Origin of the sequence: Kitasatospora sp. NPDC058190, from assembly GCF_042883685.1 — a bacterium.
GTDB lineage: Bacteria > Actinomycetota > Actinomycetes > Streptomycetales > Streptomycetaceae > Kitasatospora.
This window is the reverse complement of the sequence record NZ_JBHVVI010000084.1, coordinates 15330-39966: the sequence shown is the minus strand read 5'-3', so window position 1 is coordinate 39966 and position 24637 is coordinate 15330. Positions and strand designations below refer to the sequence as shown.

At 72.7% G+C, this 24637-nt stretch carries 22 protein-coding genes and 2 pseudogenes; 10 read left to right on the top strand and 14 right to left on the bottom strand.

Annotation, left to right across the window (positions count from 1 at the left end; all coding sequences use genetic code 11):
• Positions 1 to 61: 61 nt before the first annotated feature.
• Entirely contained in the window at positions 62 to 370 is a 309-nt protein-coding gene (locus tag ACFVWU_RS31265) for a cupin domain-containing protein (RefSeq protein WP_387627188.1), read from the bottom strand.
• A gap of 71 nt (positions 371 to 441) precedes the next feature.
• Between ACFVWU_RS31265 and ACFVWU_RS31260 the strand changes: the two genes are divergently transcribed.
• Positions 442 to 1266: a hypothetical protein gene (locus ACFVWU_RS31260; protein WP_387627186.1), complete on the top strand. Its 825-nt coding sequence runs from the start codon at positions 442 to 444 to the stop codon at positions 1264 to 1266.
• Between the two features lie 47 nt (positions 1267 to 1313).
• Positions 1314 to 2066, top strand: a complete 753-nt coding sequence (locus ACFVWU_RS31255) for a GNAT family N-acetyltransferase (protein ID WP_387627184.1) — start codon at positions 1314 to 1316, stop codon at positions 2064 to 2066.
• Between the two features lie 11 nt (positions 2067 to 2077).
• Here ACFVWU_RS31255 and ACFVWU_RS31250 read toward each other — a convergent pair whose 3' ends face one another.
• Positions 2078 to 2983: an aminoglycoside phosphotransferase family protein gene (locus tag ACFVWU_RS31250; protein WP_387627182.1), complete on the bottom strand. Its 906-nt coding sequence runs from the start codon at positions 2981 to 2983 to the stop codon at positions 2078 to 2080.
• Between the two features lie 42 nt (positions 2984 to 3025).
• The gene (locus ACFVWU_RS31245) at positions 3026 to 3724 is read right to left on the bottom strand and encodes an SDR family NAD(P)-dependent oxidoreductase (protein ID WP_387627181.1); all 699 of its coding nucleotides are present in this window, start codon (positions 3722 to 3724) and stop codon (positions 3026 to 3028) included.
• A gap of 69 nt (positions 3725 to 3793) precedes the next feature.
• On the opposite strand from ACFVWU_RS31245, the gene ACFVWU_RS31240 reads away from it, so the two are divergent.
• Positions 3794 to 4615: a LysR family transcriptional regulator gene (locus tag ACFVWU_RS31240; RefSeq protein ID WP_387627179.1), complete on the top strand. Its 822-nt coding sequence runs from the start codon at positions 3794 to 3796 to the stop codon at positions 4613 to 4615.
• Between the two features lie 19 nt (positions 4616 to 4634).
• Here the strand turns inward: ACFVWU_RS31240 and ACFVWU_RS31235 are convergent, their stop codons facing one another.
• Together ACFVWU_RS31235 and ACFVWU_RS31230 are read right to left on the bottom strand one after the other, a co-directional pair.
• Positions 4635 to 4871, bottom strand: a complete 237-nt coding sequence (locus tag ACFVWU_RS31235) for a hypothetical protein (protein ID WP_387627177.1) — start codon at positions 4869 to 4871, stop codon at positions 4635 to 4637.
• 118 nt (positions 4872 to 4989) lie between these two features.
• Positions 4990 to 5844 carry a helix-turn-helix transcriptional regulator gene (locus ACFVWU_RS31230; RefSeq protein ID WP_387627175.1) on the bottom strand — a complete coding sequence of 285 codons (855 nt, stop codon included), beginning with the start codon at positions 5842 to 5844 and terminating at the stop codon, positions 4990 to 4992.
• A 103-nt stretch (positions 5845 to 5947) separates the two neighbouring features.
• Between ACFVWU_RS31230 and ACFVWU_RS31225 the strand changes: the two genes are divergently transcribed.
• Positions 5948 to 6682: an SDR family oxidoreductase gene (locus ACFVWU_RS31225; RefSeq protein ID WP_387627173.1), complete on the top strand. Its 735-nt coding sequence runs from the start codon at positions 5948 to 5950 to the stop codon at positions 6680 to 6682.
• Here the strand turns inward: ACFVWU_RS31225 and ACFVWU_RS31220 are convergent.
• From ACFVWU_RS31220 to ACFVWU_RS31190, 7 genes and pseudogenes are all read right to left on the bottom strand, one after another.
• Complete coding sequence (locus ACFVWU_RS31220) at positions 6670 to 7326, bottom strand: HAD family hydrolase (RefSeq protein WP_387627171.1); 657 nt, start codon at positions 7324 to 7326, stop codon at positions 6670 to 6672. The two genes, ACFVWU_RS31225 and ACFVWU_RS31220, sit on opposite strands and share 13 nt — an antisense overlap.
• A 29-nt stretch (positions 7327 to 7355) precedes the next feature.
• Positions 7356 to 8015 (bottom strand): hypothetical protein, encoded by a 660-nt coding sequence (locus tag ACFVWU_RS31215; RefSeq protein WP_387627169.1) that lies wholly within the window; start codon positions 8013 to 8015, stop codon positions 7356 to 7358.
• Positions 8008 to 10257 (bottom strand): hypothetical protein, encoded by a 2250-nt coding sequence (locus tag ACFVWU_RS31210; RefSeq protein ID WP_387627167.1) that lies wholly within the window; start codon positions 10255 to 10257, stop codon positions 8008 to 8010. The genes ACFVWU_RS31215 and ACFVWU_RS31210 overlap by 8 nt, the downstream gene beginning before the upstream one ends.
• Positions 10258 to 10267: 10 nt before the next feature.
• Positions 10268 to 10732, bottom strand: coding sequence for a WXG100 family type VII secretion target (locus ACFVWU_RS31205; protein WP_387627165.1), 465 nt, complete (start codon positions 10730 to 10732; stop codon positions 10268 to 10270).
• Between the two features lie 302 nt (positions 10733 to 11034).
• Positions 11035 to 11760: pseudogene (locus tag ACFVWU_RS31200) on the bottom strand (putative Ig domain-containing protein); the annotation flags it as partial.
• A 210-nt stretch (positions 11761 to 11970) separates the two neighbouring features.
• Positions 11971 to 12588 (bottom strand): annotated as a pseudogene (locus tag ACFVWU_RS31195) (serine protease); the annotation flags it as partial.
• 185 nt (positions 12589 to 12773) lie between these two features.
• Positions 12774 to 13712: a hypothetical protein gene (locus ACFVWU_RS31190; protein ID WP_387627163.1), complete on the bottom strand. Its 939-nt coding sequence runs from the start codon at positions 13710 to 13712 to the stop codon at positions 12774 to 12776.
• Between the two features lie 149 nt (positions 13713 to 13861).
• On the opposite strand from ACFVWU_RS31190, the gene ACFVWU_RS31185 reads away from it, so the two are divergent.
• Both ACFVWU_RS31185 and ACFVWU_RS31180 read left to right on the top strand, forming a co-directional pair.
• Positions 13862 to 14983: an alpha/beta hydrolase gene (locus ACFVWU_RS31185; protein WP_387627161.1), complete on the top strand. Its 1122-nt coding sequence runs from the start codon at positions 13862 to 13864 to the stop codon at positions 14981 to 14983.
• Between the two features lie 149 nt (positions 14984 to 15132).
• On the top strand, positions 15133 to 17625 hold the full coding sequence (locus ACFVWU_RS31180; RefSeq protein ID WP_387627159.1) for a glycosyltransferase family 39 protein: 2493 nt from the start codon (positions 15133 to 15135) through the stop codon (positions 17623 to 17625).
• A gap of 88 nt (positions 17626 to 17713) precedes the next feature.
• On the opposite strand, the gene ACFVWU_RS31175 is transcribed toward ACFVWU_RS31180, so the two are convergent.
• Positions 17714 to 19279, bottom strand: coding sequence for an alpha/beta hydrolase (locus tag ACFVWU_RS31175; RefSeq protein WP_387627158.1), 1566 nt, complete (start codon positions 19277 to 19279; stop codon positions 17714 to 17716).
• A gap of 150 nt (positions 19280 to 19429) precedes the next feature.
• Positions 19430 to 20452: a GTP 3',8-cyclase MoaA gene (moaA, locus tag ACFVWU_RS31170; protein WP_387627157.1), complete on the bottom strand. Its 1023-nt coding sequence runs from the start codon at positions 20450 to 20452 to the stop codon at positions 19430 to 19432.
• 141 nt (positions 20453 to 20593) lie between these two features.
• Here moaA and ACFVWU_RS31165 point away from each other — a divergent pair, with 141 nt between their 5' ends.
• The 4 genes from ACFVWU_RS31165 (at position 20594) to ACFVWU_RS31150 (ending at position 24482) form a co-directional block, all read left to right on the top strand.
• Positions 20594 to 21196 carry an NTP transferase domain-containing protein gene (locus ACFVWU_RS31165; RefSeq protein WP_387627155.1) on the top strand — a complete coding sequence of 201 codons (603 nt, stop codon included), beginning with the start codon at positions 20594 to 20596 and terminating at the stop codon, positions 21194 to 21196.
• A gap of 175 nt (positions 21197 to 21371) precedes the next feature.
• Positions 21372 to 22232, top strand: a complete 861-nt coding sequence (locus ACFVWU_RS31160; protein WP_387627153.1) for a hypothetical protein — start codon at positions 21372 to 21374, stop codon at positions 22230 to 22232.
• A 213-nt stretch (positions 22233 to 22445) separates the two neighbouring features.
• Positions 22446 to 23318: a hypothetical protein gene (locus ACFVWU_RS31155; protein ID WP_387627151.1), complete on the top strand. Its 873-nt coding sequence runs from the start codon at positions 22446 to 22448 to the stop codon at positions 23316 to 23318.
• A gap of 183 nt (positions 23319 to 23501) precedes the next feature.
• On the top strand, positions 23502 to 24482 hold the full coding sequence (locus ACFVWU_RS31150) for a (2Fe-2S)-binding protein (protein ID WP_387627149.1): 981 nt from the start codon (positions 23502 to 23504) through the stop codon (positions 24480 to 24482).
• Positions 24483 to 24637: the final 155 nt, after the last annotated feature.

The following is a 24637-nucleotide window of genomic DNA, read 5'->3' as shown; positions in this document are numbered from 1 at the left end:
TTTTTTTATTTACACACCCCCCCTCTTCGGGGCCCCCCACCCCGCGGGGGCCCCGCCACCGCTACCCCTCCTCGGGCACCTCCACGATCAGCAAGGTTCCCCGGCTGCCCGCCCGCACCGCGTGCCGCGCACCGGCCGGCACCCGGCACAGCTCGCCAGCGGTGACGGTCAACTCCTCCCCCTCCACCTCCAGTTCGAGGAGGCCATCGGCGACGAACAGCACCTCGGCCGTCCCGTGCACCTCCGCCTCCAGCTCCCGCCCGTCCATCCGCAGCACCTTCACCGCCGCCGTCCCGACCAGCCCCAGTACCACCGAGCGCCAGGCATCCGGCAGTTGGGTCGCACATTCCTTCACGTCCACCAAGCTCATGACCAGGGACGCTACCCGCGCCGCCCCTCAAATTGGTTGACCGTTCGGCAAAACCTGCCAGGATCACCGAGGTGAACGCTCGCGCGCTGTACGACGCACTCCTCGACACCGACGGCCCGTACGAGGACGTCATCGCCCCCTGGCTCGCCCAGGCCGCCACCGCCGACTACCGTGCCCGCCTCCACGCCGCCGCCACTCCCCGCGACCAGTGGTGGACCGACAAAGACGATGGCTGGGACCTCCTCCAGGAGCTCTACGCCCTCAGCCGCGTCAGCGACTACCTCCTCCTCGACCCCCAACTTCCGCCGTACCTGGACCTGTTCACCGCCCTCGGGATGACCCCGTTCGAGAACAGCACCCCCTTCGACCCCTTCCTGCACGAGATCACCGAGGTCGAACAGGCCGAGGACCCGCACTCCCCCATCGAGATCCTCGACGTCCGCTGGCCCGGTCTGATGCTCGGCGAGTTGCTGTTCAGCCGCGCCGGTGTACGGATCCGGGCCGGCGCCGCGCACGCGGAACGCGGGGTGGCCGACCGCTGGCCGATCTACTGGACGCACCGCCGCGCCCACCGCCCCACCCGTGACCTCTCCCAGGGCTGGGGCAACAACTCCCAGTGGCGTACCGACTTCCGCCTCGACTACCGCACCGCCGACGGCGACCTGCTCAACCTCGCCGAGGACGCCCCGATCGACGGCCGCCCCGACCTCGACCCGGACGACTACGGGAACCTCGGACCGGACGAGCGCCTGCTCACCCCCGCCGAACGCCGCGAACTGCTGCGCCACCGCACCTTCCTGCGCACCCCCGCGACCGCCGCCGCCTCGCCCGCCTGGGCGGCGGACCTGTGGCCCTTCGAGTGGCGACTGCCCGCCGGGACCGGTAAGCCCGGGTGAGCGCTGGATCACTGCGCATGATCAAGCCCGTTGATAGGTAAAGAGGCATGGAAGAACTCATACGCCTCAGGGACGTCGAGGAAGCCGCGGCCGGAGACGGGCACCTCCTGTGGGCAGCTCAGGGGCAGCACGACGGTCGGCTGGGTCCGGGGGTGCGGGCCTGGCGTCATGGAACAGCCCTCGCGGTGACGAGCCCGGACCTCTCCCGACGGAACCGGCTGGCGATCAAGGGTGATCCCGATGACGCCGCGCACTTGGTGCGACACGTGCTGGACGAAGTCGGTCCGGCCTATCGCCCCGTCGGCCAGGCCTCGTTGATCGACGAGATCCCCGGTCTGACGCCGCTCCGCGCGTTCTTCTGGATGGAGACCTCAGCCCTGCCCGACTCTCCCGCCGTCGGGGTGGAGTGGCTGGACGAGGTGACGGTGAAGGAGGCGGCCTCGCTGTTCGACCGCTTCTTCCCCGACTCGTTCGCACAACCGGAGGACGGCATTGCGCACCGCTGGGCCGGAATCGTCGACTCCCTCGGGAGCGGCACCCCACCGGAGCCCCTGGCCGTGGCAGCCGACGTCTGGTCGGCAGCCAACTGCGGGTTCCTGGCCGGCGTGTGCACCCACCCTGCCGCCCGCGGGCGTGGGCTGGCGCAGGCCGTCTGCGGCTTCGTCATCGAGGCGCTGGTGCGCCGGCACGGGCGTGCCGCCCTCATGGTCCACGCGGACAATCCGTCGGCCATCGCCGTGTACGAGCGTCTGGGCATGACCAAGCGGCTCCTCACGGCGGCGCAGGTCGTCTCCCCCTAGGGGGCGCCCTCTCAGGCGTCCCCGGCGTGATCGGCGAGCAGCTCGCCGATCACGTACCGGGCGGTGCGCGCCATCCGGAGGTTGGTCTCGCGGTAGTAGTCCAGCTCCATCAGCGCGACGGACAGGGCCCAGCCCCTCCCCCGTGCCCAGGTGGCGTCGTCGGCGCCGACCGCCGTCCGGAAGGCATCACGTACGGAGGCTGGAAGCACGTACCAGACCGGGAGCAGGTCCACGGCCGGGTCGCCGAGGCCCGCACAGCCGAAGTCGATGACGGCACTCAACCGTCCCGCGCCGTCGACCAGCAGATTGCCGGGCTGGAGGTCGGCGTGGATCCAGACCGGCGGGCCCGGGTGCTCGGGCGCTCGAAGTGCCAGATCCCAGAGCGAAGTTACGGCCTCCGTGTCCACCACGTCCGTCAGTGCCGCAAGCGCCCGACGGACCGCTCCGTCCCGCGCCGCCAGCGTCTCGCTGCGGTAGGAGGCCGGACCGCCAACCGGGTCCACCCGGTGCATGGCGGTCACGAAGGACGCCAAGTCAGCTGACAACAGCGCCGGTTCGGCCACACGCCCGGCCACCGGATTGGCCCCCTCCAACCAGCGGAGCACCGACCACCGCCACGGACAGCCGTCGACCGGCTCGCCCAGGCCCACCGGTACCGGTACCGCGACCGGCAGTCCGGGCGCCAGGCGGGGCAGCCAGGCGTGTTCCTTGCCGATGTCCTCGGCCGCCCCCGGGATGCGCGGGATCCGTACGACCAGGTCCGCACCGAGCCGGTACATCGCGTTGCTGGTCCCGGCGGAGTCAACCAACTCCACGGGCAGGTCGGCCCATTGCGGGAACCGCGCGGACACCATGCGCCGCACCAGCGCCTCGTCGATGTCCAGTTCGTCGGCGTGCATCTTGGGGGAGGGCGACATGGCGTCCGACCCTGCCAGCACCGCTCAGGCCCGGCAAACGAATTACCAGGGCACGACCTGCCCCAGGTGGTCGACGAAGTGGAGACCGGCCTTCCCCCGGTGCCGCTCGATCGTCCCCGCCACTCCGGGAACGCTCTCCTCCACGCTGAGTTCGGCCTCGAAGCCGCCGAGCTCGGTGCGCACCCAGCCCGGGTCCATCAGCAGCAGCGTCCGCGCGCCGTCCACGTGGCGGGCGGCGTAGCAGCGCATCAGCTGGTTCAGCGCGGACTTGCTGGCCCGGTAGAGATCCTGGCCGCCGTCCGTGTTCAGGGTGATGCTGCCCTGGTCGGAGGACATGACGCCGATGGTCCCGGTCGGCGCGACCAGCGGGCCGAGGGTCTCCACGACGCGCATCGGGCTGAGCGCGTTGGTCACCATGACCTCGGTGAACATGTCCGTCGGGACCTCGCCGATCGGCAGGTCGCCCCGGGTGACGGCGGCGTTGACGAAGAGCAGGTCGAGGGTGCGGTGGGCGAGTCGGTCGCGCAGGGCCGCGATCTGCTGCGGGTCGGTCATCTCCAGCGACTCGACGGTCAGCCGCCCGTCGGAGGTGTCCGCCAGGTCGTGCAGGCCGGTGCGCGCGGTTCCGCGAACCGTGCCGATGACGCCCCAGTCGCGGTGGAGGAACTCGGCGGCGAGCCCGAGGCCCAGGGTGCGGGAGGCCCCGACGATCAGGGCGGTCTTGCGGGTGGTGTCGTTCATGCCGCCAGTCTCGGAGCGGCCTGGCCCGGGCGTCCAATACCCTTCCGAGCGCATTGATACCGTGCAGGTATGGATCTGGACCTGCGCAAGCTCCGCTACTTCGTCGCGGTCGCCGAGCACGGGCAATTCGGCCGTGCGGCAAGCGCGTTGTTCATCGCGCAGCCGGTCCTGAGTCGACAGATCCGCGCGTTCGAGCAGGAGCTGGGCTGCGCACTGTTCACCCGGACCACACGCAGCGTCGAACTCACCTCCGCCGGGCGACAGTTGTACGAGGAGGCGCAGCGGATCACCGCGACCGTGGACACCGCCCTGCAGCGCGTGCAGGAGGCCGCACGGGGCGAGCGGTGGCTGATGGTCGCCTTCTCGCCCGGTCTGCACGTGTCGGAGGCCATCCGGGAGTTCACCGCGCGCCACCCGGAGGTCGGGGTCGACGTGCTGCCGCTGCGCTGGTGGGAACGGGACGCGCCGCTGCGCGACGGCCGCGCGCACGTCGGCTACCTGCGGCGCCCCTTCGACGACGCGGGGCTGCGCACCGTCCCCATCGGGCACGAGACCAAGGTCGCGTGCCTGCCCGTGACGCATCCGCTGGCCGGCCGCAGCAGCCTCACCTCGGCCGATCTGGACGGTGAGCCGGTCCTCGACACCCGCGCGCGGCGCACCTACACGCTGGACGAGAAGTTCGAGCTGATCGCCTCCGGGCAGGGCATCGCGCTCGTCCCGCTGAGTGTCGCGGGCTCGTACTCCCGCCCCGACCTCGTCTATCGCCCGGTCACCGACTACCCGCCGGTCGAGACCTGCCTGGCGGTCCCGGAGGCCGGCGACCGCGCGGGTGTCGTACGGGACTTCCTCGACATCGCCGTCGCCACTCTGCAGCACAGGGCGACCGGATAGGCCGGGGCAGGACCCGCCGTCAGGTCCGACCCGCGCCTCCTCCGGTCTTCCTCACGCCGATGCGGATCCACCGTCGCGCGACGACACACGTCACGACGGGGCCGACGAGCATGGACAGCATCCACAGCGCCACGCTGGCCGGCGAATAGATGTAGTACTGCCATCGGTCCGGAAGCACCAGCGGCAGCAGGAACAGCGCGATGAGCGCCGCCCAGGCCGCCATCCAAGTGCTCACCGCGCGCACCACGGCGCCCATGCGCCTCCCAGCCTCGGAGCAAATTTGAACGCGTTCAATATAACCTGCGACTCTCCCGGGTGCAGCAACGGAAGCTTCAGCGCATCATGCGGGCGGTCGATCTCCGGAACGCGCCCGCTCACCCCCTGACCGCGAGATCCTGGCTGCCGACCACCTTGAGCAGCCGCAGCGCCGAGTGCGAGGGGGTGCCGGGCGCGGCGGTGTAGAAGATCGTCCACTGGTCCCGGTGCGGGTCGTGCAGCGCCTCGCAGTCGAGGTCGAGCGGCCCGACCACCGGGTGGATGATGCGCTTGCGGGTGGAGCGGCGCATCTCGACGTCCTGCCGGGCCCACAGTTCGCGGAACTCGGCGCTGCCCGCGAGCAGTCGGTCGACCAGGCGGCGCACGCCGCTGTCGGCGGGGTAGCGGGCCGCGGCGGAGCGCAGGTCGGCGACGGCCCGGCGGGCGAACACGGCCTGCCCGGCGGGATCGTGGCGGGCGCGGGTCTCCGGGTCGGTGAAGAAGCGCCAGATCAGGTTGCGCTCGCCGGGCGGCGGGGCGGAGAAGTCGCCGAGCAGCGCGGCCGCCATGGCGTTCCAGGCCAGCACGTCGCGGGCGGCGCTGCAGACCATCGCCGGGGTGTCGTCCAGCCGGTCGAGCAGGTGCAGGATGCCCGGCCGCACGTCACGGGGCAGCACGGACGGGGGCAGCGGCGGCTCGCCGACCAGGTGGTGGAGGTGGGCGGTCTCGTCCTCGGACAGCCGCAGGGCCCGGCTGATCGCCCCGATCATCTGCCGGGACGGGCGCGGCCCCCGGCCCTGTTCGAGCCTGATGTAGTACTCCACCGACATGCCCGCGAGCTGCGCGACCTCCTGGCGGCGCAGGCCCGGGGTGCGGCGACGCCCGCCGGCCGGCAGGCCGACGTCGGTGGGCTGGATGCGGGCGCGCCAGCGCCGCAGGAAGGCGGCCAGCTCCGCCCGGTCCACGTGTTCCACGCCCCCAAGTCTGGACCGGCCGCCGCGCGCCGACCATGGCACCGCCGATACCACCCCCGACAGTGCTCTCCCGGCCCCGCCGCCGCCCGGCCAAAGTCGAGGCATGACGACCAACCGCATCATCCTGATCACCGGCGCCAACAAGGGCATCGGCCTCGCCACCGCCGGGGAGCTCGCCCGCGCCGGGCACACCGTGCTGATCGGCGCCCGCGACCCCGAGCGCGGTGCCGCAGCCGCCGCCGCTCTCACCGCCGAGGGCCTGGGCGCCCGCTTCGTCCGCCTGGACGTGACCGACCCGGCGACCATCGCCGCCGCGGCCGAGCTGATCGCCGCCGAGTACGGCCGGCTGGACACCCTGGTCAACAACGCGGGTGTCGCCCGGGACTGGCAGCGCGCCCCGGAGGAGCTGCCGGTCGAGGCGGTGCGCGAGACGTACGAGACCAATGTGTTCGGCGTCATCGCCGTCACCAACGCCATGCTGCCGCTGCTGCGCAAGTCCCCGGCCGGGCTGATCGGCAACGTCTCCAGCGGCCTCGGCAGCTTCTCCCTCCTCGGCGACCCGGACAACCCGTTCTGGGAGCACGCGACGCTGCTCGCCTACAACTCCTCCAAGGCCGCACTGAACGCCGTCACCCTGGTCTACGCCCAGGCGCTGCGCGAGTCCGGCATCAAGGTCAGTGCGCTGGAGCCGGGCTACTGCGCGACCGACCTCAACGGCCACAGCGGCCACGCCACCGCCGAGGAGGGCGGCCACCGGATCGCCCGGCAGCTCGGCGAGGCCCTGTCCGCGCCCAGCGGCCAGTTCTTCCACCCCGACGGCGGCCGCTACCCCTGGTAGGCCGCGATGAGCCCCGGCAGTTCGCGCATGTCCTCGAAGACGACGGTGCCCGGCCCGGCCAGTCGCTCCGCCGCCGTGACGCCGCCCGCGTAGCCGAGCGCGCGCATCCCGGCGGCGCGGGCGGCCTGCACGCCGGGCCCGCTGTCCTCGACCACCAGGCAGCGGGCCGGGTCGACGCCCATGCTCCGGGCGGCGTGCAGGAACAGGTCGGGCGCGGGCTTGCCGCGCCCGACCTCGGTGGCGCTGAAGATACGGCCCTCGAAGCGCCCGTACAGCCCGGTCCGGCCGAGGGTGTGGCGCATCTTCTCGTGGGTGCCGCTGGACGCCACGCAGGTCGGCAGGGTGATCGCGGCCAGCGCCTCCGGCAGGCCGTCCACCGGCGTCAGTTCGGCGTCCACGGCCTCGGCGTGCAGCTCGTGGAAGCGCTTGCCCCACACCGCCGCCGTCTCCGCCCCGAGCCGCTCGGCGACCAGCGCGTTGTTGACCGCCTCGGACCGCCCGACGAACGTCTCGACCACCTCGGCCTCGGTCAGCGGCCAGCCGTACTCCTCCCCCAGCCGCACCAGGACGCGAACAGCGATGATCTCGCTGTCCACCAGGACGCCGTCGCAGTCGAATATCACCAGCTCTATCGGGTCGATCATCCGGACAGCATAGGTCGGCCCTGACCTGGTCAGTGATTCGCCGACGGGAAGTTCCCCGCCGACTCAGGAACACTGTCCGGCAGGTGCACCGGGTTCGAGCACGGGAAATCCGCCACAACGGCCTTGGCGGTCTTCAGCAGGATGTCGAGGATCGCCCGGTGACTCCCGTCCGGCACCGGACGGGTGTAGCGCGTGCTGACCTCGACCCCCACGTACGGCGCTTCCATGCGCGCGGTCTCCGGGTTGTCACATCGGAGCCCGAGGCCCACCTTCTCAACCCCGACCCACCCTTGAACGTCCGCACCGAAGTCGAGCCGGGGGTAGGACACCTCCGAGCCCCAGCCATAGAGGGTCTGCATGGCGGACTCGTTCACAGACCGTACGCCGACCCGCAAGATGGTGTCCCCCGGGCTCCGACGGACCTCGCAGCTCTGCTCGTACTCGCTCGGGGTCGGGCGGAGCCGCTTCCCGTCGTCGTCCAGCCAGTAGGACGCGGCGAACGTCCCATGCTCATCCTCCGCCAGGGGCTTGAGGTCCGCCCGCGTGAGCACCGACCAGCAGGCACTGGCGGGCAGCTCCGCCGGTGCGTGAGCCGATCGCCACCACCACCCGAACCCGGCCCCGGCGAGCACCACCACCGCGACCTTGGCGGCGAGCCACCGCTGCCGGAGCCGCTTGCCCTCAGCCATGGATAGCCCTCGTGAAGAGCCCGGCGCCGCCGGTCGCACCGTCCCGCGCCGCGTCCGCGGCTGCCGAGGACAGCGCTTCGACCTGCTGCGGGTTCAGCCCGGTCCCCTGCACGGCGCTCTCCACCGCCTTCTTGGCTGCGGCGCCCAGCCCGCTGAAGCCCGCGACGTCCGCGTCCGTGGCCGGGTCCGCGGTGTTCGGGTCAGCGATGTGGTAGCTCGACGTCAGCTGGTCGATGAGAAAGTTCGCCGGCAACGACATGCCCTTACCGAGACCGGGAATGTCCCCCAGCAGCCTGCCGCCGGTCATGGCCCAGACCGTCTTCCCCCACATGCCGTTCTGGTCGATGGACTTGTTGTACGCGTCCGCCTGGCCCTTCATCTCGTCCACCAAGCCGGCGGTCCGGCCCGCGGTGAGAATCCCTGCCACCTCACCGCCGGAGTGCGCCGCGTTCTTCACGGCCTGGTCGAACTCGGCGCCATAGGTGTCCCGATGCAGCATCACGTCCTGGATGTGGGCCGTCGTGTAGGCCTGCTGGGCCTGCGCGACGGCCCCGAAGGCATCGGGGTTACGGCCCAGCGCCCCCAGCAGCTTCGCAGTGTTACCCGGGTTCAGGTCCGCCGGGGAACCGTAGGTCGTCAGCGAGTGGTCCTGCGGACTCATCGCCCCCTGCACGTCGCCCATGTAGGCAGCGGTCAGGTGGCCCAGGCTGGGCGCCAGGTCCGCGAGGTCGGCCCCCTTGCGGAGCAGCTTGGGACCGTCCCCGCTCCCGAAGTGGTTGACCACGTCCTTCATCACCGCCGCCTGCTCCGGCGTGTGCTGCGGCAGCGGAGTGCCCTCTGGCGCGTCGTAGGCGCGTCCCGTGGTAGCCGCCTCCAGCGCGTGGCCGAGGGAGAGCAGCTCGGGCGACTCCGCGTGGCCGCTGGCGAGGTAGTAGTTCCCCTTCGAGATGTCCTGGAGCGGCGAGCGGTCACCCCCCACGGTCAGGTCCGTGAGGTAGGTGTTCTTCTGGTCGATGGCCTTGACCGACCCGTCGAGGTTGTACTCCGTCTTCGGATCGTGGAAGAACTGGGTCGCGGCCTGGGGATTGTGTGCGAGCGCGTCCAGCACGCCCGTCATCGGGTTGAAGCCGCCCGCCTGGGAACCCTGCGCGTAGCCCAGCAGCTTCATCTTGTCCAAGTCGGTGTCGAGCCAGGGCGTCGTGGTCCAGAAGCCGGGCATCTCACTGAGCTGGGTGACGTGTTCGGCGACCGGGTTGAGGAAGTGCGGGTCGTACGTTCCGGTGCGCAGGATGTTCGCCAGGATCTGGTAGCCGTACGGCTGGGCGCTGGTGCCGTCGGCCCGCTTGGGAATCGGCAGGATGTCCGTCCTGGTGGCTCCGGCCCGGCGCAGGCCCGCCTCCCACTCGTCGGAGAGGTGAGGGAAGTTGTGACTGTCGGTGGCGGTGGCCAGCGCCGTGCCGAGGTTCTTCTGGAGGTCGGCGACGGCGGTCGAGCGGTTGCCCTTGTCCGCCGAGGCGACGGCCAACTGACCGTAGTACTTCAGGAATCCGTCCGGTCCCAGCCGGTTGTAGAAGGCGGTGGTGAACTGCGGGTTGTTGGCGTTGGCCTTCAAGGCCTTGTTGAGCTCGTCGAGTTGGGCGTCGGACAGGTTCCCGGCCAGCTTGAGGAGGTCCGCCGCCTTCTTGCCCTGCTCCTCCGGGCCCGTCGACGGCTGGAACGCGGTCTTGCTCTTCCCGGTGGCACCGCCGAGCGCCGCGGCGGCAGCGGTGTCGGCCGCCTTCGCGCGGGCCACGGCCTTCGCGATGTCGTCGGCCACCGACTGCGCCAGGGCCTTGTAGGTGGTGGCGTAGGTCGGGTCGTGCTTGTCGGCCTCGCTCGTCGGCGCGGGCCAGCTGATGTTGACGCCGTCCGCGTCCACCGTCAAGGAGTGGTCGGCGGCCCTCTTCAACGCGGCGTCCAGGTCCGCCCGGGCGGCGGCGAGTTCGGTGTGTGCGTCCCGCAGGGCCTTACCGATCGCGCTGGCTTCCTCGAAGGCCGCGTCCAGCTCGTTGCGGGTCTTGGTGATGGTGGCGGCGGCCCGCTCGGCCGCGTCGCCCCGCCAGTTCGATCCCTGGAGCGGCGTGAGGATGTCGCCGGTGAACTCGGAGGAGAGATTCCAGTTGCTCGTCAACGACTCGAAGGCCGAGGCCAGGGTCTCGATGCCCTTGAACGTCTCCTGACGCAGGTCGGAGTACGTACTCATGTCGCCGGCCTCAGTTCGTCTTCAAGTTCTGGGCGTTCACCTGGTCGGCGCGCGCGTACTGGTCGGCATTACTGGTCAGACCGGTGGAGATGTCCGCGATCGCCTGACTGGTCGTCTGTGCCTGCGCCTCCCACATCTCGTGCGCGACCTGGACCGCCCCCACGATCGCCCAGTCCTTGGACATGCCCTGGAGGCTGCCCTGGAGGTCCTTCCACACGTCCTTGGTGGCCTTGTCGAAGTCCGTGTGCAGGATGCCCGCGTTGGTCCCCGCCTTGCGCAGCGCCTCCGGGCTCACCTTCACCGTCGGCCCGCCGGAGGCCGCCGTGGCCACCGGTGGCGGCGTCCACCCCGGGGCCGCAGCGCCCGAGGCGGCGGCGGCGAGGTCGGGGAACCGCTTCTTCGCGTCCTCCGTCAGGTTCCCCGACTTGTCGAAGAGCCACGGATTCACCCGCCGCTCGAAATCCAGGTCAGTCACTTGTCCCCGCCCCCCAAACCGTATGGCTCCATGTGGCCGTGGGCCGGCACAAGCGGCGCCGGCGCACGACAGGTCATCACGCCGACGAATCGCCCGCCCGTTCGATGTCAGTCGGCAGCCTAACCATCGGCCGTTGTTGCGTACAAAACACGTAAAAAGATTGAGCGAAACCTGAGCAAATCAGGCCCCCGGGGGCTGTCCGGCGCGGGTTTTCCACCACGGCGCAGGCATCCGACGCAAAGCCGGCAGGGCCCGGCGGCCGAAGCCACCGGGCCCTTCGAACGTCCGACCGCCGTACGGCGTCAGCCGGTCTGGATCGAGGTGTCGTCGATCACGAAGCTCGTCTGCAGCGAGGAGTCCTCGGTGCCGGTGAACTTCAGGGTGACGCTCTGGCCCGCGTAGGACGAGAGGTCGAAGGTGCGCTGCTGGTAGCCGGCCGCGGCGTCCACGTTGGAGTAGGTCTTCAGCGTGGTGCCGTTCACCTGCACGGTCAGCTTGTCGTACGCCGTGGAGCCGGTCTCGGCGGTGTCGATGTGCAGCCAGAAGCTCAGCGTCGCCTTGCAGCCCGCCGGGATGGTCACCGTCTGGGACAGCGTGTCGGTGTGGGTGCTGCCGTAGCCGTCCAGGTACGCCTTCCAGCTGCCGCTGTGCGCCGGCTCCGAGGAGCTGTTGTCGATCACACCGGAGCTGGCCGTCCACGGCGCCGCCGTGCCGGTCTCGAAGCCCGGGTTGCCGAGCAGCTGCGCCGGCGTGCAGCCGCCGCCACCACCGCCGGTGACCGTCCAGGCGAAGCTGGTGGTGGCCGACTTGCCGGCCGAATCGGTGACCGTGACCGTGACGCTGGAGGATCCGGCGGTGGAGACGGTGCCGGAGATCACGCCGGTCGAGGAGTTGATCGACAGGCCGGCGGGCAGGCCGCTCGCGCTGTACGACAGCGGAGCGGTGCCGCCGGAGGCGTTGATCTGCAGGTTGACCGAGCCGCCGACCGTGGTGGACTGGTCGCCGGGGCCGGCGACCGAGACGGCGCTACCGCTGCCGCCCGGCTTGGTGAGCAGGCAGCCGGGCACGGTGAGGTCGACGGCGCGGCTGGAGTTCAGGCAGGTGGTGAACCAGTAGGTCTCCTCGCCGTAGCTCTGGCCCTTGGTGGCCGTGGTCGTGCCGTCGGCCGCGACCTCGCACGGGTTGTTGAGGGTGCACATGGCGCCGTCGTCGTTGCCCGTGTTGTTGATGCCGACGATCTTCCCGCTCGCGGAGTCGATGATCGGCGAGCCGGAGGTGCCGTGCGTGGTGTTGCAGCCGGAGCTGTAGCGCAGCGAGTCGTGCCAGGTCCACTGGTCCTCGCGCAGGGTCGACACGAACCCGTTGACGGAGCAGTTCCAGACCTGCTTCCAGTACGAGGACGGGATGTACATCGCGGCGCCGTCGGTCGGGTGCGCGTCGTTGACGGTCAGCGCGGTGGCGCCGTACTTGGAGCGGATGGACCCGTAGGTGTCGGTGAGGCGGTACAGCGCGACGTCGGTGCCGGTCATCGTCGCGTAGATCACCTGGTCGGCCTGGACGGTGCCCAGGCTGTTGCCCGCGCCGTCCAGCAGGGTGCCGCTGCGGCTGGCGCTCACGTTCTGGATGACCTCGCCGGCCGAGGGCATGGTGGGCAGGCAGTGCCCGTTGGTGAGCATCATCGCCCGGTCGCCGTCCACCGAGGCGGGGAAGCGGACCAGCGAGGCCGAGCAGTCGTCCAGGGCGATGGTCGACGTCAGGTCGGCCGCCTGGAGGGCGTGCGCGGGGGCGGCGGCTAAGGCCAGCCCGCTCGCGACGACGGCACTCGCGCCGGCCACCGCGACAAGTCTCTTGAACATGGCTCTCCTTGTGGGGGATCGCGGAGCGCACGACTGGTCGCCGTGGCCCACGCCGCACGAAAGTGCCATGGTCACTTCAAGGGGTCAACCGTTCTGGCCGAACTCGCCACTGCTCGGCACGTGTTGTGCCACCCGTTGACAACTACCCGTCCGGTTATGCCCGTTACGCACCGGCCGGATGAACGCTACGGCTGCGGGAAGGAGTTCGGGTCCACGTCGTTGGTCTTGGCGTTGCCGTCGGCCACCGGCTGCAGGGTGATCTCCCAGGAGGTCGAGGTGCTGCCGGTCTCGTACGGGAAGTTGTCCTCGAACTTGGTGAACCCGCAGTTCTGCGTGAAGGCCTTGGCCTCGGAGTCCCAGTCCACGCCCTCGGAGACGTAGACGTCGTACGTCCCGTCCTCCACGCCCTTGAGGTCGGCCTTCTGCCCCTTGCCGACGAACATCGAGTGCACGGTCTTGCCGTTCAGCACGAGCGAGACGACGGCGTCCTTCTTGGTGCCGTTGTCGACCTTGAAGACGCCCTCGCCGCGCAGCTTGCCCTTGCTGACCATCGCGCCGTTGTCCAGCGAGCGGGACTGCTGCTTGGGCAGCTGTGGAACGGCGAAGGTGGTCGAGTAGCCGGCCTCCGTCATCTTGCTCAGGGCCGCCGACACCTCCGCCAGCCCCTGCGCCGCGCCGAGCTCGGCCTCGGCCGAGCCCAGAGCGCAGACGTCGTGGGACTTGATGTCACCGCGGACCGTGGTCGCGTCCTTGGCGAGCAGCTTCAGCGCAGCCACCAGCACGGTCTGTTCCTTGGAGACCGCGGCCGGCTGGTCCGCCTTGCTCAGGCTCGAGGCGGCCGTCTGCGCGCTGGTGGAGACGGTGGTGAGCACGGTGTCGAGGTCGGCGAGGTTCTTGGCCCCCGTCACCTGGGCGAGCGCGGCGTTGACCGGGTCGATGCTCGCGCTGAGCACCGGGCCGTACGGCGTCGGCGTCGGCGTCGGCATCGGCGTGGTCCGAGGCGCGGTCAGGCCCGTCGCCGTACCGGTCGACGAGGAGTGGGTGTCACCGCCCCCGCCACCCGAGCAGCCCGCGAGCAGCAGCGCCGTACCGACGGCCAGGCCGGCCTTGCCGATGTACTTCATGACCCCACCCCAGTGACCCTCGGCGCACACAATGTGCGCACACCCCGCGCCATGGTGCCGACTACGAACGACCCGGGTCAACCGGAATCAAAGGATCATCCGAAGGGGCCGCCCCGGCCCACCCATCTGGGTCAACTACGATCGGGCTCGTGTTCAGTCTCACCGGCCTCCCCCTCCAGATCGCCGCCTCGGTCGTCGCGGTCCTCGTCTTCGCCGCCACCATGTGGCTCTGGCCGCGGTTCGGCGGGAAGGGCTGGAAGGCCTGGGTGGGCCGGATCGGCGCCTTCCTGGCGACCCAGGTGGCGGTGCTGGTCGCGATGGGCCTGATCGCCAACAGCTACTTCGGCTTCTACAGCTCCTGGACCGACCTGCTCGGCACCAGCGGCAAGCTCGGCACCGTGGTCGACCACACGCCGAACGCCTCCGGCGTGGCCGTCACCGGCCAGCAGAGCTTCTACTCGGCGCAGGGCTCGGAGCCCGAGCGCTCCGGGCTGATCCAGAAGGTCGACGTCAAAGGAGCCGGCAGCGGCCTGACCACCGAGGCGTACGTCTACCTGCCGCCGCAGTACTTCCAGCTGGACTACGCCAAGCAGCGCTTCCCGATGGCCCTGGTGCTCACCGGCTACCCGGGCACCGCGGAGAAGCTGATCTCGCTGATGCAGTACCCGGCCTCCGCCCTCGACGCGATCGAGCAGAAGAAGCTGCCGCCCACCATCCTGGTGATGACCCGCCCGACCCTGGTCGGCGACCGGGACACCGAGTGCGTCGACGTGCCGAACGGCCCCCAGGTGGAGACCTTCTTCACCACCGACCTGCCCAAGGCCCTCGCCACCACCTACCGGATCGGCACCGACCCGGCCAACCGGGCCGTGATCGGCAACTCCACCGGCGGCTACTGCGCGCTCAAGTTCGCACTGCGCAAGCCCGACTCCTACCCGGCCGCGATCGCGCTGTCCGGCTACTACAGCGCGGCGCACGACCCGACCACCGGCGACCTGTTCGGCGGCAGCGACAAGCTGAAGCAGGAGAACGACCTGCTGTGGCGGCTGAAGAACCAGCCGCCCGCCCCCGTCTCGCTGCTGCTGACCACCGCGAACGACGAGAACAACTACGGGGAGACCCAGGCCATGGTCGGCGCCTTCAAGGCCCCGACCAAGATGTCGACCATCACCCTGGACACCGCCGGCCACAACTTCCACACCTGGACCCGGGAGATCCCCCCGGCCCTGGAGTGGCTGGGCAAGCACATCACCATGCCGCCCGCCGCGTGACGACCCGGTGAAGGCCGCCTGAAGCCGCGCCCCTCCACGTGAAGCCCGTCTGAAACCCGCGCCCTTCCGGGGTGGAACCGGGGCAGATCACACGCGTCTCACAGCCCCGTCTCACGGTTCTCTCAGTCGCGCCACGCACGGTATGGCGCATGACCACGAGCAGCTACTCCCCTCCGGCCGGCGACCCGTGGCCCGAGGCCGCGAACTACCCGCCGCCGGAGGTGCCGCAGCCGGGCGCCGTCCGGTCGGACCCGGCACCGCTCTTCCCCGAGCAGCCCCTGCCGCCCGCCGGCCCCAAAGGCGTCGCCTCCTGGTCCGGACGGCTGCGCACCCTCCCGGCCCGCGCCTGGCGCGGCCGCGCGGACGACCCGCGCTGGGTGCGCCCGGCCCTGCTGGCACTGCTGGCCGCGACCGCCGTCCTCTACCTGTGGGGCCTGAGCGCCTCCGGGTGGGCCAACGCCTTCTACTCGGCCGCCGTCCAGGCCGGCAGCCAGAGCTGGAAGGCCTTCTTCTTCGGCTCCTCCGACGCCGCCAACTTCATCACGGTCGACAAGCCTCCGGCGTCGCTGTGGCCGATGGCGCTGTCGGCCCGGATCTTCGGCCTCTCCTCGTGGTCGCTGCTCGCCCCGCAGGCGCTGATGGGCGCCGCCACCGTCGGCGTGCTGTACGCGACGGTGCGCCGCCGCTTCTCCCCGCTCGGCGGCCTGCTGGCCGGTGCCGCGCTGGCGCTGACCCCGGTGGCGGCGCTGATGTTCCGCTTCAACAACCCGGACGCGCTGCTGGTGCTGCTGCTCACCCTGTCCGCGTACGGGCTGGTGCGGGCGATCGAGACGGCGAGCACCCGGTGGCTGCTGTTCACCGGGGCGATGTTCGGGCTCGCCTTCCTCACCAAGACCCTGGCGGCCTTCCTGATCCTGCCCGCCTTCGCGGTGATCTACCTGGTCGTGGCGCCCACCGGCTTCTGGCGGCGGGTGCGGCAGACCCTGCTCGCGGGCGCGGCCGTCGTCGTCTCCGGCGGCTGGTGGGTGGCGATCGTCGAGCTGCTGCCCGCCTCGGCCCGCCCGTACGTCGGCGGCTCGCAGGACAACAGCTTCCTGTCGCTCACCTTCGGCTACAACGGCCTGGGCCGGGTCGACGGCAACGAGCGCGGCAGCGTGGGCGGCGGCGGACGGCTCCCGGCCGGGCTCGACCTGCCGGGCGGCGCGATGCGGGGCGGCAAGGGCTGGGGCCAGACCGGCATCACCCGGCTGTTCGGCAGCGACATCGGCGGGCAGATCGCCTGGCTGCTGCCGGCCGCGCTGATCCTGCTGGTGGTCGGCCTCTGGGCGACCCGCCGCTACGCCCGGCCCGACACCGCCCGCGCGGCGTTCCTGGTCTGGGGCGGCTGGCTGATCTCCACCGCGCTGATCTTCAGCTTCATGTCCGGGATCTTCCACCAGTACTACACGGTGGCGCTCGCCCCGGCGGTCGCGGCGCTGGTCGGCATGGGCGTGGACGGGCTGTGGCGGGCGCGGCACCGGCTGCCGTACGCGCTGCTGCTGGCGGGCGTGCTCGCGGTGACGGCGGTGTGGGCCTTCGTCCTGCTCGGGCGCAGCTCCGACTTCCTGCCCTGGCTGCGCTGGGCGGTGCTGGTCGGCGGGCTGGCCGCGGCCGCCGCGCTGGTGGCCGGGCAGTTCGCCGGGCGGGCCTCCGGACGGACGGGCGCGCGGATCGCCTCGGTGGCGGGCCTGCTGGGCCTGGCGGCGGCGCTCGGCGGTCCGGCGGCGTACGCGGTGGACACCGTGGACACCGCGCACAACGGCTCGATCATCACCGCCGGGCCCTCGGTGAAGGGCGCCTTCGGGCCGGGCTCCTTCGGTCGCAAGGGCGGCAAGGGCTCCGCGGGCGGCCGGATGTTCGGCCAGGGCGGCCAGGGCTTCCCCGGCGGCGCCGGCGGCCAGGGCGGTCAGGGCTTCGGCGGCCAGGGTGGTCAGGGCTTCCCGGGCGGCTTCCCCGGCCGCCAGGGCGGTCAGGGCTTCCCCGGCGGCGGCGCCGGCGGCCAGGGCTCGCACGGGCAGAACGGCTTCCCCGGCGGCTTCCCCGGCGGTAACGGCGGTAACGGCGGTGACGGCGGTGACGGCTCCGGCGGCCGCCACGAGCGCGGTGGCGCAGGCGGCTTCCCCGGCGCCCAGGACCCCGAGGGCATGGGCGGCCCCGGCGGCCCCGGCGGCGGCATGGGCGGCCCCGGCGGCGGCATGGGCGGTCTGCTCGGCGGCACCAAGGTCAGCGACGAGGCCGCGGCCCTGGTCTCGCAGGACGCCGACCACTACACCTGGGCAGCCGCGACCAGCGGTTCGCAGAACGCCGCCAGCTACCAACTCGCCACCGGCAAGCCGGTGATGGCGCTCGGCGGCTTCAACGGGACGGACCCCTCGCTCAGCCTGGCCGGCTTCCAGAAGTACGTCCAGGAGGGCAAGGTGCACTGGTTCATCGGCGGCGGCTCCCACCGCGGCTTCGGTGGCGCGGGCGGCGAAGGCGGCCAGGGCGACGACAACGGGCAGCAGACCGAGTCCGCCCAGATCGAGGCCTGGGTGACCAGCCACTTCACCGCCAAGACGGTCGGCGGCGCCACCTTCTACGACCTGACGGCTCCGAAGTCCTGATCCCGGACTCGCCCGGAGGGGGCGTACCGCGTTCGCGCGGTACGCCCCCTCCTCGTCTGCGTGGCCGGAACCCGCGTGGCCGGAGTCGTCAGTCGGACGGGCAGCGCGTCCCGGCCGCCGGCATCCGGCCGTCCACCAGGAACGCGGTGACGGCGTCACGCACGCACCCGCTCCTGCCGTATGCCATGTGCCCGTCCCCGTTCCGGGTGAGCAGCACGGCGTTCGGCAGCCCGGCCGCCATCCGCTGCGCCCACGGGTAGGGGGTGACCGGGTCGTCGGTGGAGCCGATCACCAGGATCGGGGCGCTGCCGGGCGCGGTCACGGTGTGCGGCTGCTCGGGCGAACGGTACGGCCAGGGGCGGCAGTCCGGGAGGAACAGGGTGGCCCCGGGGTCGTGCCGGGTGGTCAGCGGGGCCTTGGCGGCGAGGTCGGCGAGGGCCGCGTCCAGCTCCCGCCCGGTGGGCGCCATCGGGGCGTCCGCGCAGTGGATGGCCGCGAAGGCGTCCGCCGCGGTCTCGTAACGCCCGTCCTCCGCACGGCCGTTGGCACCGTCGGCGAGCTTGAGCAGCTCCTCGGCGTCGCCGTGGGCGACGGCCGGTTCGAGGGCGCCGCGCAGCCGCTGCCAGGAGCCGTTGCCGTCGCTGAGCGCGTCGAGGACGCCGGCCCAGCCGAGCGCGGCGGTGACGGTGCGGCCGTCGGGGGCGCGCAGCGGGTGGGCCTTGAGGCCGTCGAGGAAGTCCGCGAGCCGGTTCGGGGCGGTGGCCGGGTCGGTGCCGAGCGGGCAGGGGTCGGCGCCGGTGGCGCAGTCGGCGGCGAAGGCGCGGAACTCGGCCTCCATGGCGACGGCCTGTTCGCCGTTCAGGTGGATCAGGTCGGTGCTGCGCTCGACGGCGCCGTCCAGGACGAGCCGGCCGGTGCGGTCGGGGAACTCCTCGGCGTAGAGGGCGCCGAGGTAGGTGCCGTAGGACAGGCCGAGGAAGTCGAGCCTGCGCTCGCCGAGGGCGCCGCGCAGCACGTCCATGTCACGGGCGCTGTCGCGGGTGCCGAGGTGCGGCAGCAGGTCGGCGTGCCGGGCCCGGCAGGCGTCGGCGAGGATCCGGCCGTGGTCGTAGGCCGGGTCGTCGGTGCTGGTCCACTCCGCGCGGGTGCGGTCGTCCAGGCAGTGCACGGGGATGGTGTCGCCGGCGCCGCGCGGGTCGAAGCCGACCAGGTCGTAGTGGTCGTGCAGCGGGCCGAAGCCCTTCCAGCCCCAGCGGGCCGTGTTGACGCCGGAGTTTCCGGGCCCGCCGGGGTTGAGCAGGAGGGAACCGATCCGCTCACCGGGGTCGGCGGCGGGCACCTTGGCGAGGGCGACCTCGATGGTGCGGCCGCCGGGGTCGGCGTAGTCCAGCGGGACCTTGAGGGTGGCGCACTGCACGACGGGCTCGTCCTGGCCGCCGTCGCCCTGGTCGGGGCAGGGTGTCCAACCGATCCGCTGGTCGTAGAACCCCTTCAGGGCCGGGGAGGTGTCGGCGGCGACCCGCTCGGCGAGCGGCGGGCGGGTCGCCGGGGCGACCGTCGCGTGCCGACCACCCGGACCGGAGCAGCCGGCCGGCAGGGCGAGCAGGAGGGCGGCGAGCACGGGCAGGGCGCGCCGCGGAAGGCGGGAGGTCATCGGGGCCACCGCCCACGAATACCACCCGTCCCCCTCCCGGGGCACATCGCACCCGTCGCACGCCCGGCCGGAGGATCGCCCGTGGGGCCCCGTCGAATCTCACGCGGTGTCGAATCTCACGTGCCGTCGAAGCCCACGCGCCGTCGGCGGTCAGCCGCCGATGGCCGACATCGGGCGCTCCGGCCGGACGAACCCGGCGCTGTTGACGGCGTGTCCGGGGCCCTTGCCGGCGATGGAGGTCCGCCAGGCCGCCTCGATGCGGTCGTCGTCCGCCCCGCCGCGCAGCAGGGCGCGCAGGTCGGACTCCTCGGTGGCGAACAGGCAGTTGCGCAGCTGCCCGTCGGCGGTCAGCCGGACCCGGTCGCAGCCGCCGCAGAACGGGCGGGTGACGGAGGCGATCACCCCGACCACCGCCTGCGTCCCGGCGATCCGCCACTCCTCCGCCGGGGCGTTGCCGTGCCGCCCGACGGGCACCAGGTCGAAGCGCTCGCCGAGCCGGGCCAGGATCTCGTCCGCCGTCACCATCGCGTCGCGCTCCCAAGCGCCTTGCGCGTCCAGCGGCATGGACTCGATGAAGCGCATCCGGTAGCCGTGCCCGACGGCGAACTCGACCAGCGGGACGATCTCGTCCTCGTTCACCCCGCGCACCGGCACGGCGTTGATCTTCACCGGGTCCAGCCCGGCGGCCTTCGCGGCCGCCAGCCCCGCGAACACGTCGTCGATCCGGTCCCGCCGGGTGAGCGCCGCGAAGCGTTCGGGCCGCAGCGTGTCCAGGCTGACGTTCACCCGCCTCAGCCCCGCCTCCCGCAACTGGGCGGCCGTCCGGGCCAGGCCGATCCCGTTGGTCGTCAGCGACAGCTCCACCCCCAGCGCCGCCAGCCGCCCGACCAGCCCCACCACCCCCCGGCGCAGCAGCGGCTCCCCGCCGGTCAGCCGGACCGAGCGCACCCCCAGCCGCTCCACGGCGATCCGCACCAGCCGCACCACCTCGTCGTCCCCCAGCACCGAGTCCCGGGCGAGCCAGTCCAGCCCCTCCGCCGGCATGCAATAGGTGCAGCGCAGGTTGCAGCGGTCGGTCAGCGAGACCCGCAGGTCGGTGTGGACCCGGCCGAAGCGGTCCACCAGCGGGCGCCGCGGCTCGGTGTGCGGTGCGGTGTGCGGTGCGGTGTTCATCGACCCAGTACAGAGGGCGGGCGGCCCGCGGGGCCAGCGGCCGAACCGCCGGGGACCGCCGCCGACCTGCGCCTTCGCCTTGTGGATTCGTACAACCACGGGGTGCTGCGCGACCGCGCCCCCAGCAGGCAGGCTGGGCCCATGCAGAACACGGCAGCCGGCGTCCCGGCCCTCGTCCTCGCCGCCGGGGGCGGTCGCCGGCTCGGCGGGCGGCCCAAGGCGCTGATCCGGTACGCGGGCCGGCCGCTGGTGGAGCACGCGGTGGCCACCGTACGGGCCGGCGGCTGCCCGGACGTGACGGTGGTGCTCGGCGCGGACGCCGAACGGGTGCGGGCCACCGCGCACCTGCCGGGCTGCCGGCTGGTGGCCAACCGGGACTGGGCGCAGGGCATGGGCTCCTCGCTGCGGGCCGGGCTGGCCGCCCTGCCGCCCGCGGCCCCGGCGGTGCTGGTGATGCTGGTGGACACCCCGGGCGTCACCCCGGCCGCGGTGGCCCGGCTGCTGGCCGCGCACCGGGCGGGAGCCGAGCTGGCCGCGGCGGCCTACGAAGGGCGGCGCGGGCACCCGGTGCTGATCGGCGCCCGGCACTTCGCCGAGGCCGCCGCGGGCGCCCGCGGCGACGCCGGGGCCCGCGCCCTGCTGGCGGCGCACGCCGGGGAACTCGCCCTGGTCGAGTGCGCGGACGTGGCCGTCCCGGACGACCTGGACACCCCCGCCGACCTGGAACGCTGGTCCGCGCGCTGAACATCCTCCGTGTGCCGACCGCGCATCCTCCCTGCGAAGGGTGTCGGCATCGCCCCCGCCGGGCACCATTCCCTGATCCGTCCCTGAGGATTGCCCCATTCCGCGCCCAGAACCGGGCGTTTCGGGGAGCATGGGAACCGTCCCACCCACCCGACACCGACGGACGGAGCCCGCGATGGCCGGACTGCCCGACGACTTCACCGGACACGACCCCGCGCGGCCGGGGCCGGGGACAGGCGGTGGCTCCCGGGCGATCCGCTGCCCCGCCTGCCGCCGCGAGCACCTGTACGAGCCGCCGTCGCTGCCGTGTCCGTGCGGCGCCTCGCTGAAGGTGCCGTTGCTGCGCGGCGGGGTGCCGGTGCAGGTGCGGTTCCGTTCCTGGGAGGACTCCTGGCTGAGCATGCGCTGCCCGCACTGCGGCCGCTCCGACCAGTGGCCGCAGCCCGAGTTCACCTGCAACTGCGGCGCCACCGTCCGGCTCCCGGTGGACCGCGCCACCCGGCTGGGCAGCGGGACGGCCGGTCCGCTCGCCACCCCCGGCCCGCAGTCCTCCCGGCCGTACCCGGCCCACCCGATGAGCGCCCCGGTGCCGGCCCCGCCCGCGCCGCCCGGCGGCTCCTCCGGACGCCCCCGCCCGTTCCGCCACCGCGCGCCGTTCCGCCCGCACCCGGTGCGCACCTCCCAGGACGCGGTGTTCACCGCCGCCCGCTACCTGGAGTGGCTGGGCTTCGACGACCTGGAGCTGACCGAGGCCCAGGAGCGCGACGGAGTCACCCTCCTGGGCAGCCGGATGGTCGCCCAGGTGGACACCTGGACCGAGCCGGCCGACGTGAAGTCGGTCGAGTGCCTGTGGCTGCAGACCCTGCACGCCGAGGAGATGGCCGCCGCCATGTTCACCCTGGCCGGTTACTCGCACCAGGCCACCGTGCGCGGCGAACAGTTGCTGGTCGCCCTGTTCAGCCTGGACCTGGCCGGCGTTCCGCAACCCGCCAACGGCGCCGCCGAGGCCCTGATGGAGACCGGCTGGACCTCCTGACCACCCGCCGACCGGCACTGACCGCCCACCGACCGGGCGCCGACCGACCGATCCCCACTAGATCATTTCCCCGCCGAAAGCAACAACCTGCGCTCGTGATCTGGTGCACAAGCTCACCCCCGTGTTGAATTGCCGCCACAGCGTGGGCCTTTCGCCCTGCCGTCACCATGCGAACGGACCGTGGCGGCCGGGCCTCAGGGCAGGTCCGCGCCCATGCCGGATGGCGCACACAAGGAGGTGGCGTTGTCGGAGCACGGATGGGGCCCGGGCGATCCGCACGGGCGGGGGCGGGGACGGGCGGCAGCGGAGGAGCCGGGCGACACCGTGTGGCGGCTGCGCTCCCGAGGGTGCTGGCAGGAAGCCGCCGAACTGCTGCGCCCGGCCGCCGAACACGACCCCACGGCCGCCCTCGCACGGGCTGAACTCCTCATCGAGCAGTGCCTGTTCACCGCCGCGCACTGGACCCAGGCGGAACAGGCCCTACGACTGGCCGAGGCCCTGGCGGAGGGCACCGAGCAACGCGCGGCCGCCGCCTGCGCCCGCGGCTTCCTGGCGTACCTGGCGAGCGTTCTCGGCCCGCGCGACCGGCTCGACGAGGCGCAGGCCGCACTCGGCCGCACCTCGGCCCTGCTGCCGCCGGACGCACCGGGCCGTCCGCTGCTGGACTTCCGGCGCGGACTGGTCGCCGAGAACCTGCTGGGCGACCGCAGCGCCGCCTGGATCGCCTACCGCCGGGCGCACGAGGGCGCGGGCGAGCGCGGCGACGAACTGCTGCGCTCCTACACCTGGCGGCACCTGGCCGCGCTGGCGCTCGCGCGCGGGGACCGCGGCAACGCCCGGGAGGGGTTCGACGCCTCGCTGCGGCTGCGCGAGCAACTCGGCTTCACCGTGGGGGTCGCGCCGGCGCTCGCGGCGCTCGCCGAGGTGTCCGAGCCCGCCGAGGCCGCGCGGCTGCGCGCCGAGGCCGCCCGGCTGGTACACGCCCTGGGCGGGGTGCCGGTCTGGCTCGCGCGGCAGCTGTCCGCCACGCGCCCGACCTCCGCCCGTGCGCCGGGGCCTCCCCCCGGACGGACGCATCGCCAGTGAGACCCGGGGAACAATCAGCTAAGGTGAGCCTAACCTGTCCGGGGCGAGCAGTGCCCCGGACAGGTCGCCTTGCCGTTCCCCGGGCACCGCCGTGCCCCGGTCCGGCCGGGCCCGGCCGCCGTGACGACCGGGCACCGCCGGGCGGTCCACCGGCGGCCCCGGTCGACCCGATGGGGCCCGCCCATGACCGCGAGCAGCACCCGGCCCGGCCCCGCGCCGCGCGCCCCCCGCACCACCGAGGCGCACGTCCACCGCCCCGCGCCGGACTCCCCCGCCCCCTGCGCGCCGTCGTACCACCGACTGACCGTGCTCACCCCGGTCGTGAGCGTGCGCTGCGCCCCGCCCCGGCGCGGCGACGGCTGGCTGACCGTCGCCGACCTGGCCGCGGACCCCGGGGCCGTGCGCGAGCTGGTCGTCCACGACGCCCGACAGGGCCTCGCCCGCTACCGACGGCCGCTGCGCCCGGACGTGGCGGCCGGCTTCGGGCTGCACCGCTTCGTCTGGCCGGTCTCGCTGCTGTTCACCGTGCCGTGGTTCCTGGAGCGGCGCGTGCCACTGCTCGGCCCGGCGGATGTCTCGGTGCGCCGGGGCCCGGGCTCGGTCGAGCTGACGGTCCGCCCGGAGTCCTTCGCCTGCCTGCCGGAGGACCCGGCGGCCGGCGCGCCGCAGGCCCGTACGGCACCGGGCGAGCCCGCACTGGCCGCCGAACTGCGCGTCGCGCTGGGCGAGTTCCTCGGGCCGGTGCTCACCGCTTTCGGCCCGGAGGTGCGGCGCGGGCCCCGGGTGCTGTGGGCGATGGCCACCGACGCGGTGGTGGAGGGGCTCGGATACGCGGGCGGGCTGCTCGGCGAGCAGGAGCGGGCGCGCGCCGAGCTGACCGCGCTGCTGGCCCCCGGGGAGCCCACCGCGTGCGCGCCCGGCGCGGGCCGGTGCTCCGCTCCCGCCCCAGCCCCCTTCACCCCGGGCGCCGGTTTCGCGGACCCGGCGCCCGGCCGCTCCCGTGCTCCCGATGGTCCGACGGAGGGCGCGGTCGGCGCTTCGGACACCGACCGAGCCCGGGCCAGCTGCTGCCTCGTGTACACCGTGGAACCCGAGGACATGTGCGGCGGCTGCCCCCGGATCCGGCGGCGCCGAGCCGCGCCGCCGCCCGTCACGCCGGATTGACGGAAATCCGTCCGATTTCGAATCCGAAAAGCCCGCCATTCCGGGAACAATCCGCACCGCATTGATACGACAATGCGCTTTTCGCCGGATCAGACATCCCTCTCCTCAGCGCATTGACAGTGAATCAGCCGTTTCCCCGCCGAGCATCCGCCATG

What these genes read in the sequence shown, in the direction of transcription:
- ACFVWU_RS31265 (WP_387627188.1), bottom strand. Translation starts at nt 370, where the DNA reads ATGAGCTTGGTGGACGTGAAGGAATGTGCGACCCAACTGCCGGATGCC.
- ACFVWU_RS31255 (WP_387627184.1), top strand. Translation starts at nt 1,314, where the DNA reads ATGGAAGAACTCATACGCCTCAGGGACGTCGAGGAAGCCGCGGCCGGA.
- ACFVWU_RS31250 (WP_387627182.1), bottom strand. Translation starts at nt 2,983, where the DNA reads ATGTCGCCCTCCCCCAAGATGCACGCCGACGAACTGGACATCGACGAG.
- ACFVWU_RS31245 (WP_387627181.1), bottom strand. Translation starts at nt 3,724, where the DNA reads ATGAACGACACCACCCGCAAGACCGCCCTGATCGTCGGGGCCTCCCGC.
- ACFVWU_RS31240 (WP_387627179.1), top strand. Translation starts at nt 3,794, where the DNA reads ATGGATCTGGACCTGCGCAAGCTCCGCTACTTCGTCGCGGTCGCCGAG.
- ACFVWU_RS31235 (WP_387627177.1), bottom strand. Translation starts at nt 4,871, where the DNA reads ATGGGCGCCGTGGTGCGCGCGGTGAGCACTTGGATGGCGGCCTGGGCG.
- ACFVWU_RS31225 (WP_387627173.1), top strand. Translation starts at nt 5,948, where the DNA reads ATGACGACCAACCGCATCATCCTGATCACCGGCGCCAACAAGGGCATC.
- ACFVWU_RS31220 (WP_387627171.1), bottom strand. Translation starts at nt 7,326, where the DNA reads ATGATCGACCCGATAGAGCTGGTGATATTCGACTGCGACGGCGTCCTG.
- ACFVWU_RS31215 (WP_387627169.1), bottom strand. Translation starts at nt 8,015, where the DNA reads ATGGCTGAGGGCAAGCGGCTCCGGCAGCGGTGGCTCGCCGCCAAGGTC.
- ACFVWU_RS31210 (WP_387627167.1), bottom strand. Translation starts at nt 10,257, where the DNA reads ATGAGTACGTACTCCGACCTGCGTCAGGAGACGTTCAAGGGCATCGAG.
- ACFVWU_RS31190 (WP_387627163.1), bottom strand. Translation starts at nt 13,712, where the DNA reads ATGAAGTACATCGGCAAGGCCGGCCTGGCCGTCGGTACGGCGCTGCTG.
- ACFVWU_RS31180 (WP_387627159.1), top strand. Translation starts at nt 15,133, where the DNA reads ATGACCACGAGCAGCTACTCCCCTCCGGCCGGCGACCCGTGGCCCGAG.
- ACFVWU_RS31175 (WP_387627158.1), bottom strand. Translation starts at nt 19,279, where the DNA reads ATGACCTCCCGCCTTCCGCGGCGCGCCCTGCCCGTGCTCGCCGCCCTC.
- moaA (WP_387627157.1), bottom strand. Translation starts at nt 20,452, where the DNA reads ATGAACACCGCACCGCACACCGCACCGCACACCGAGCCGCGGCGCCCG.
- ACFVWU_RS31165 (WP_387627155.1), top strand. Translation starts at nt 20,594, where the DNA reads ATGCAGAACACGGCAGCCGGCGTCCCGGCCCTCGTCCTCGCCGCCGGG.
- ACFVWU_RS31160 (WP_387627153.1), top strand. Translation starts at nt 21,372, where the DNA reads ATGGCCGGACTGCCCGACGACTTCACCGGACACGACCCCGCGCGGCCG.
- ACFVWU_RS31155 (WP_387627151.1), top strand. Translation starts at nt 22,446, where the DNA reads ATGCCGGATGGCGCACACAAGGAGGTGGCGTTGTCGGAGCACGGATGG.
- ACFVWU_RS31150 (WP_387627149.1), top strand. Translation starts at nt 23,502, where the DNA reads ATGACCGCGAGCAGCACCCGGCCCGGCCCCGCGCCGCGCGCCCCCCGC.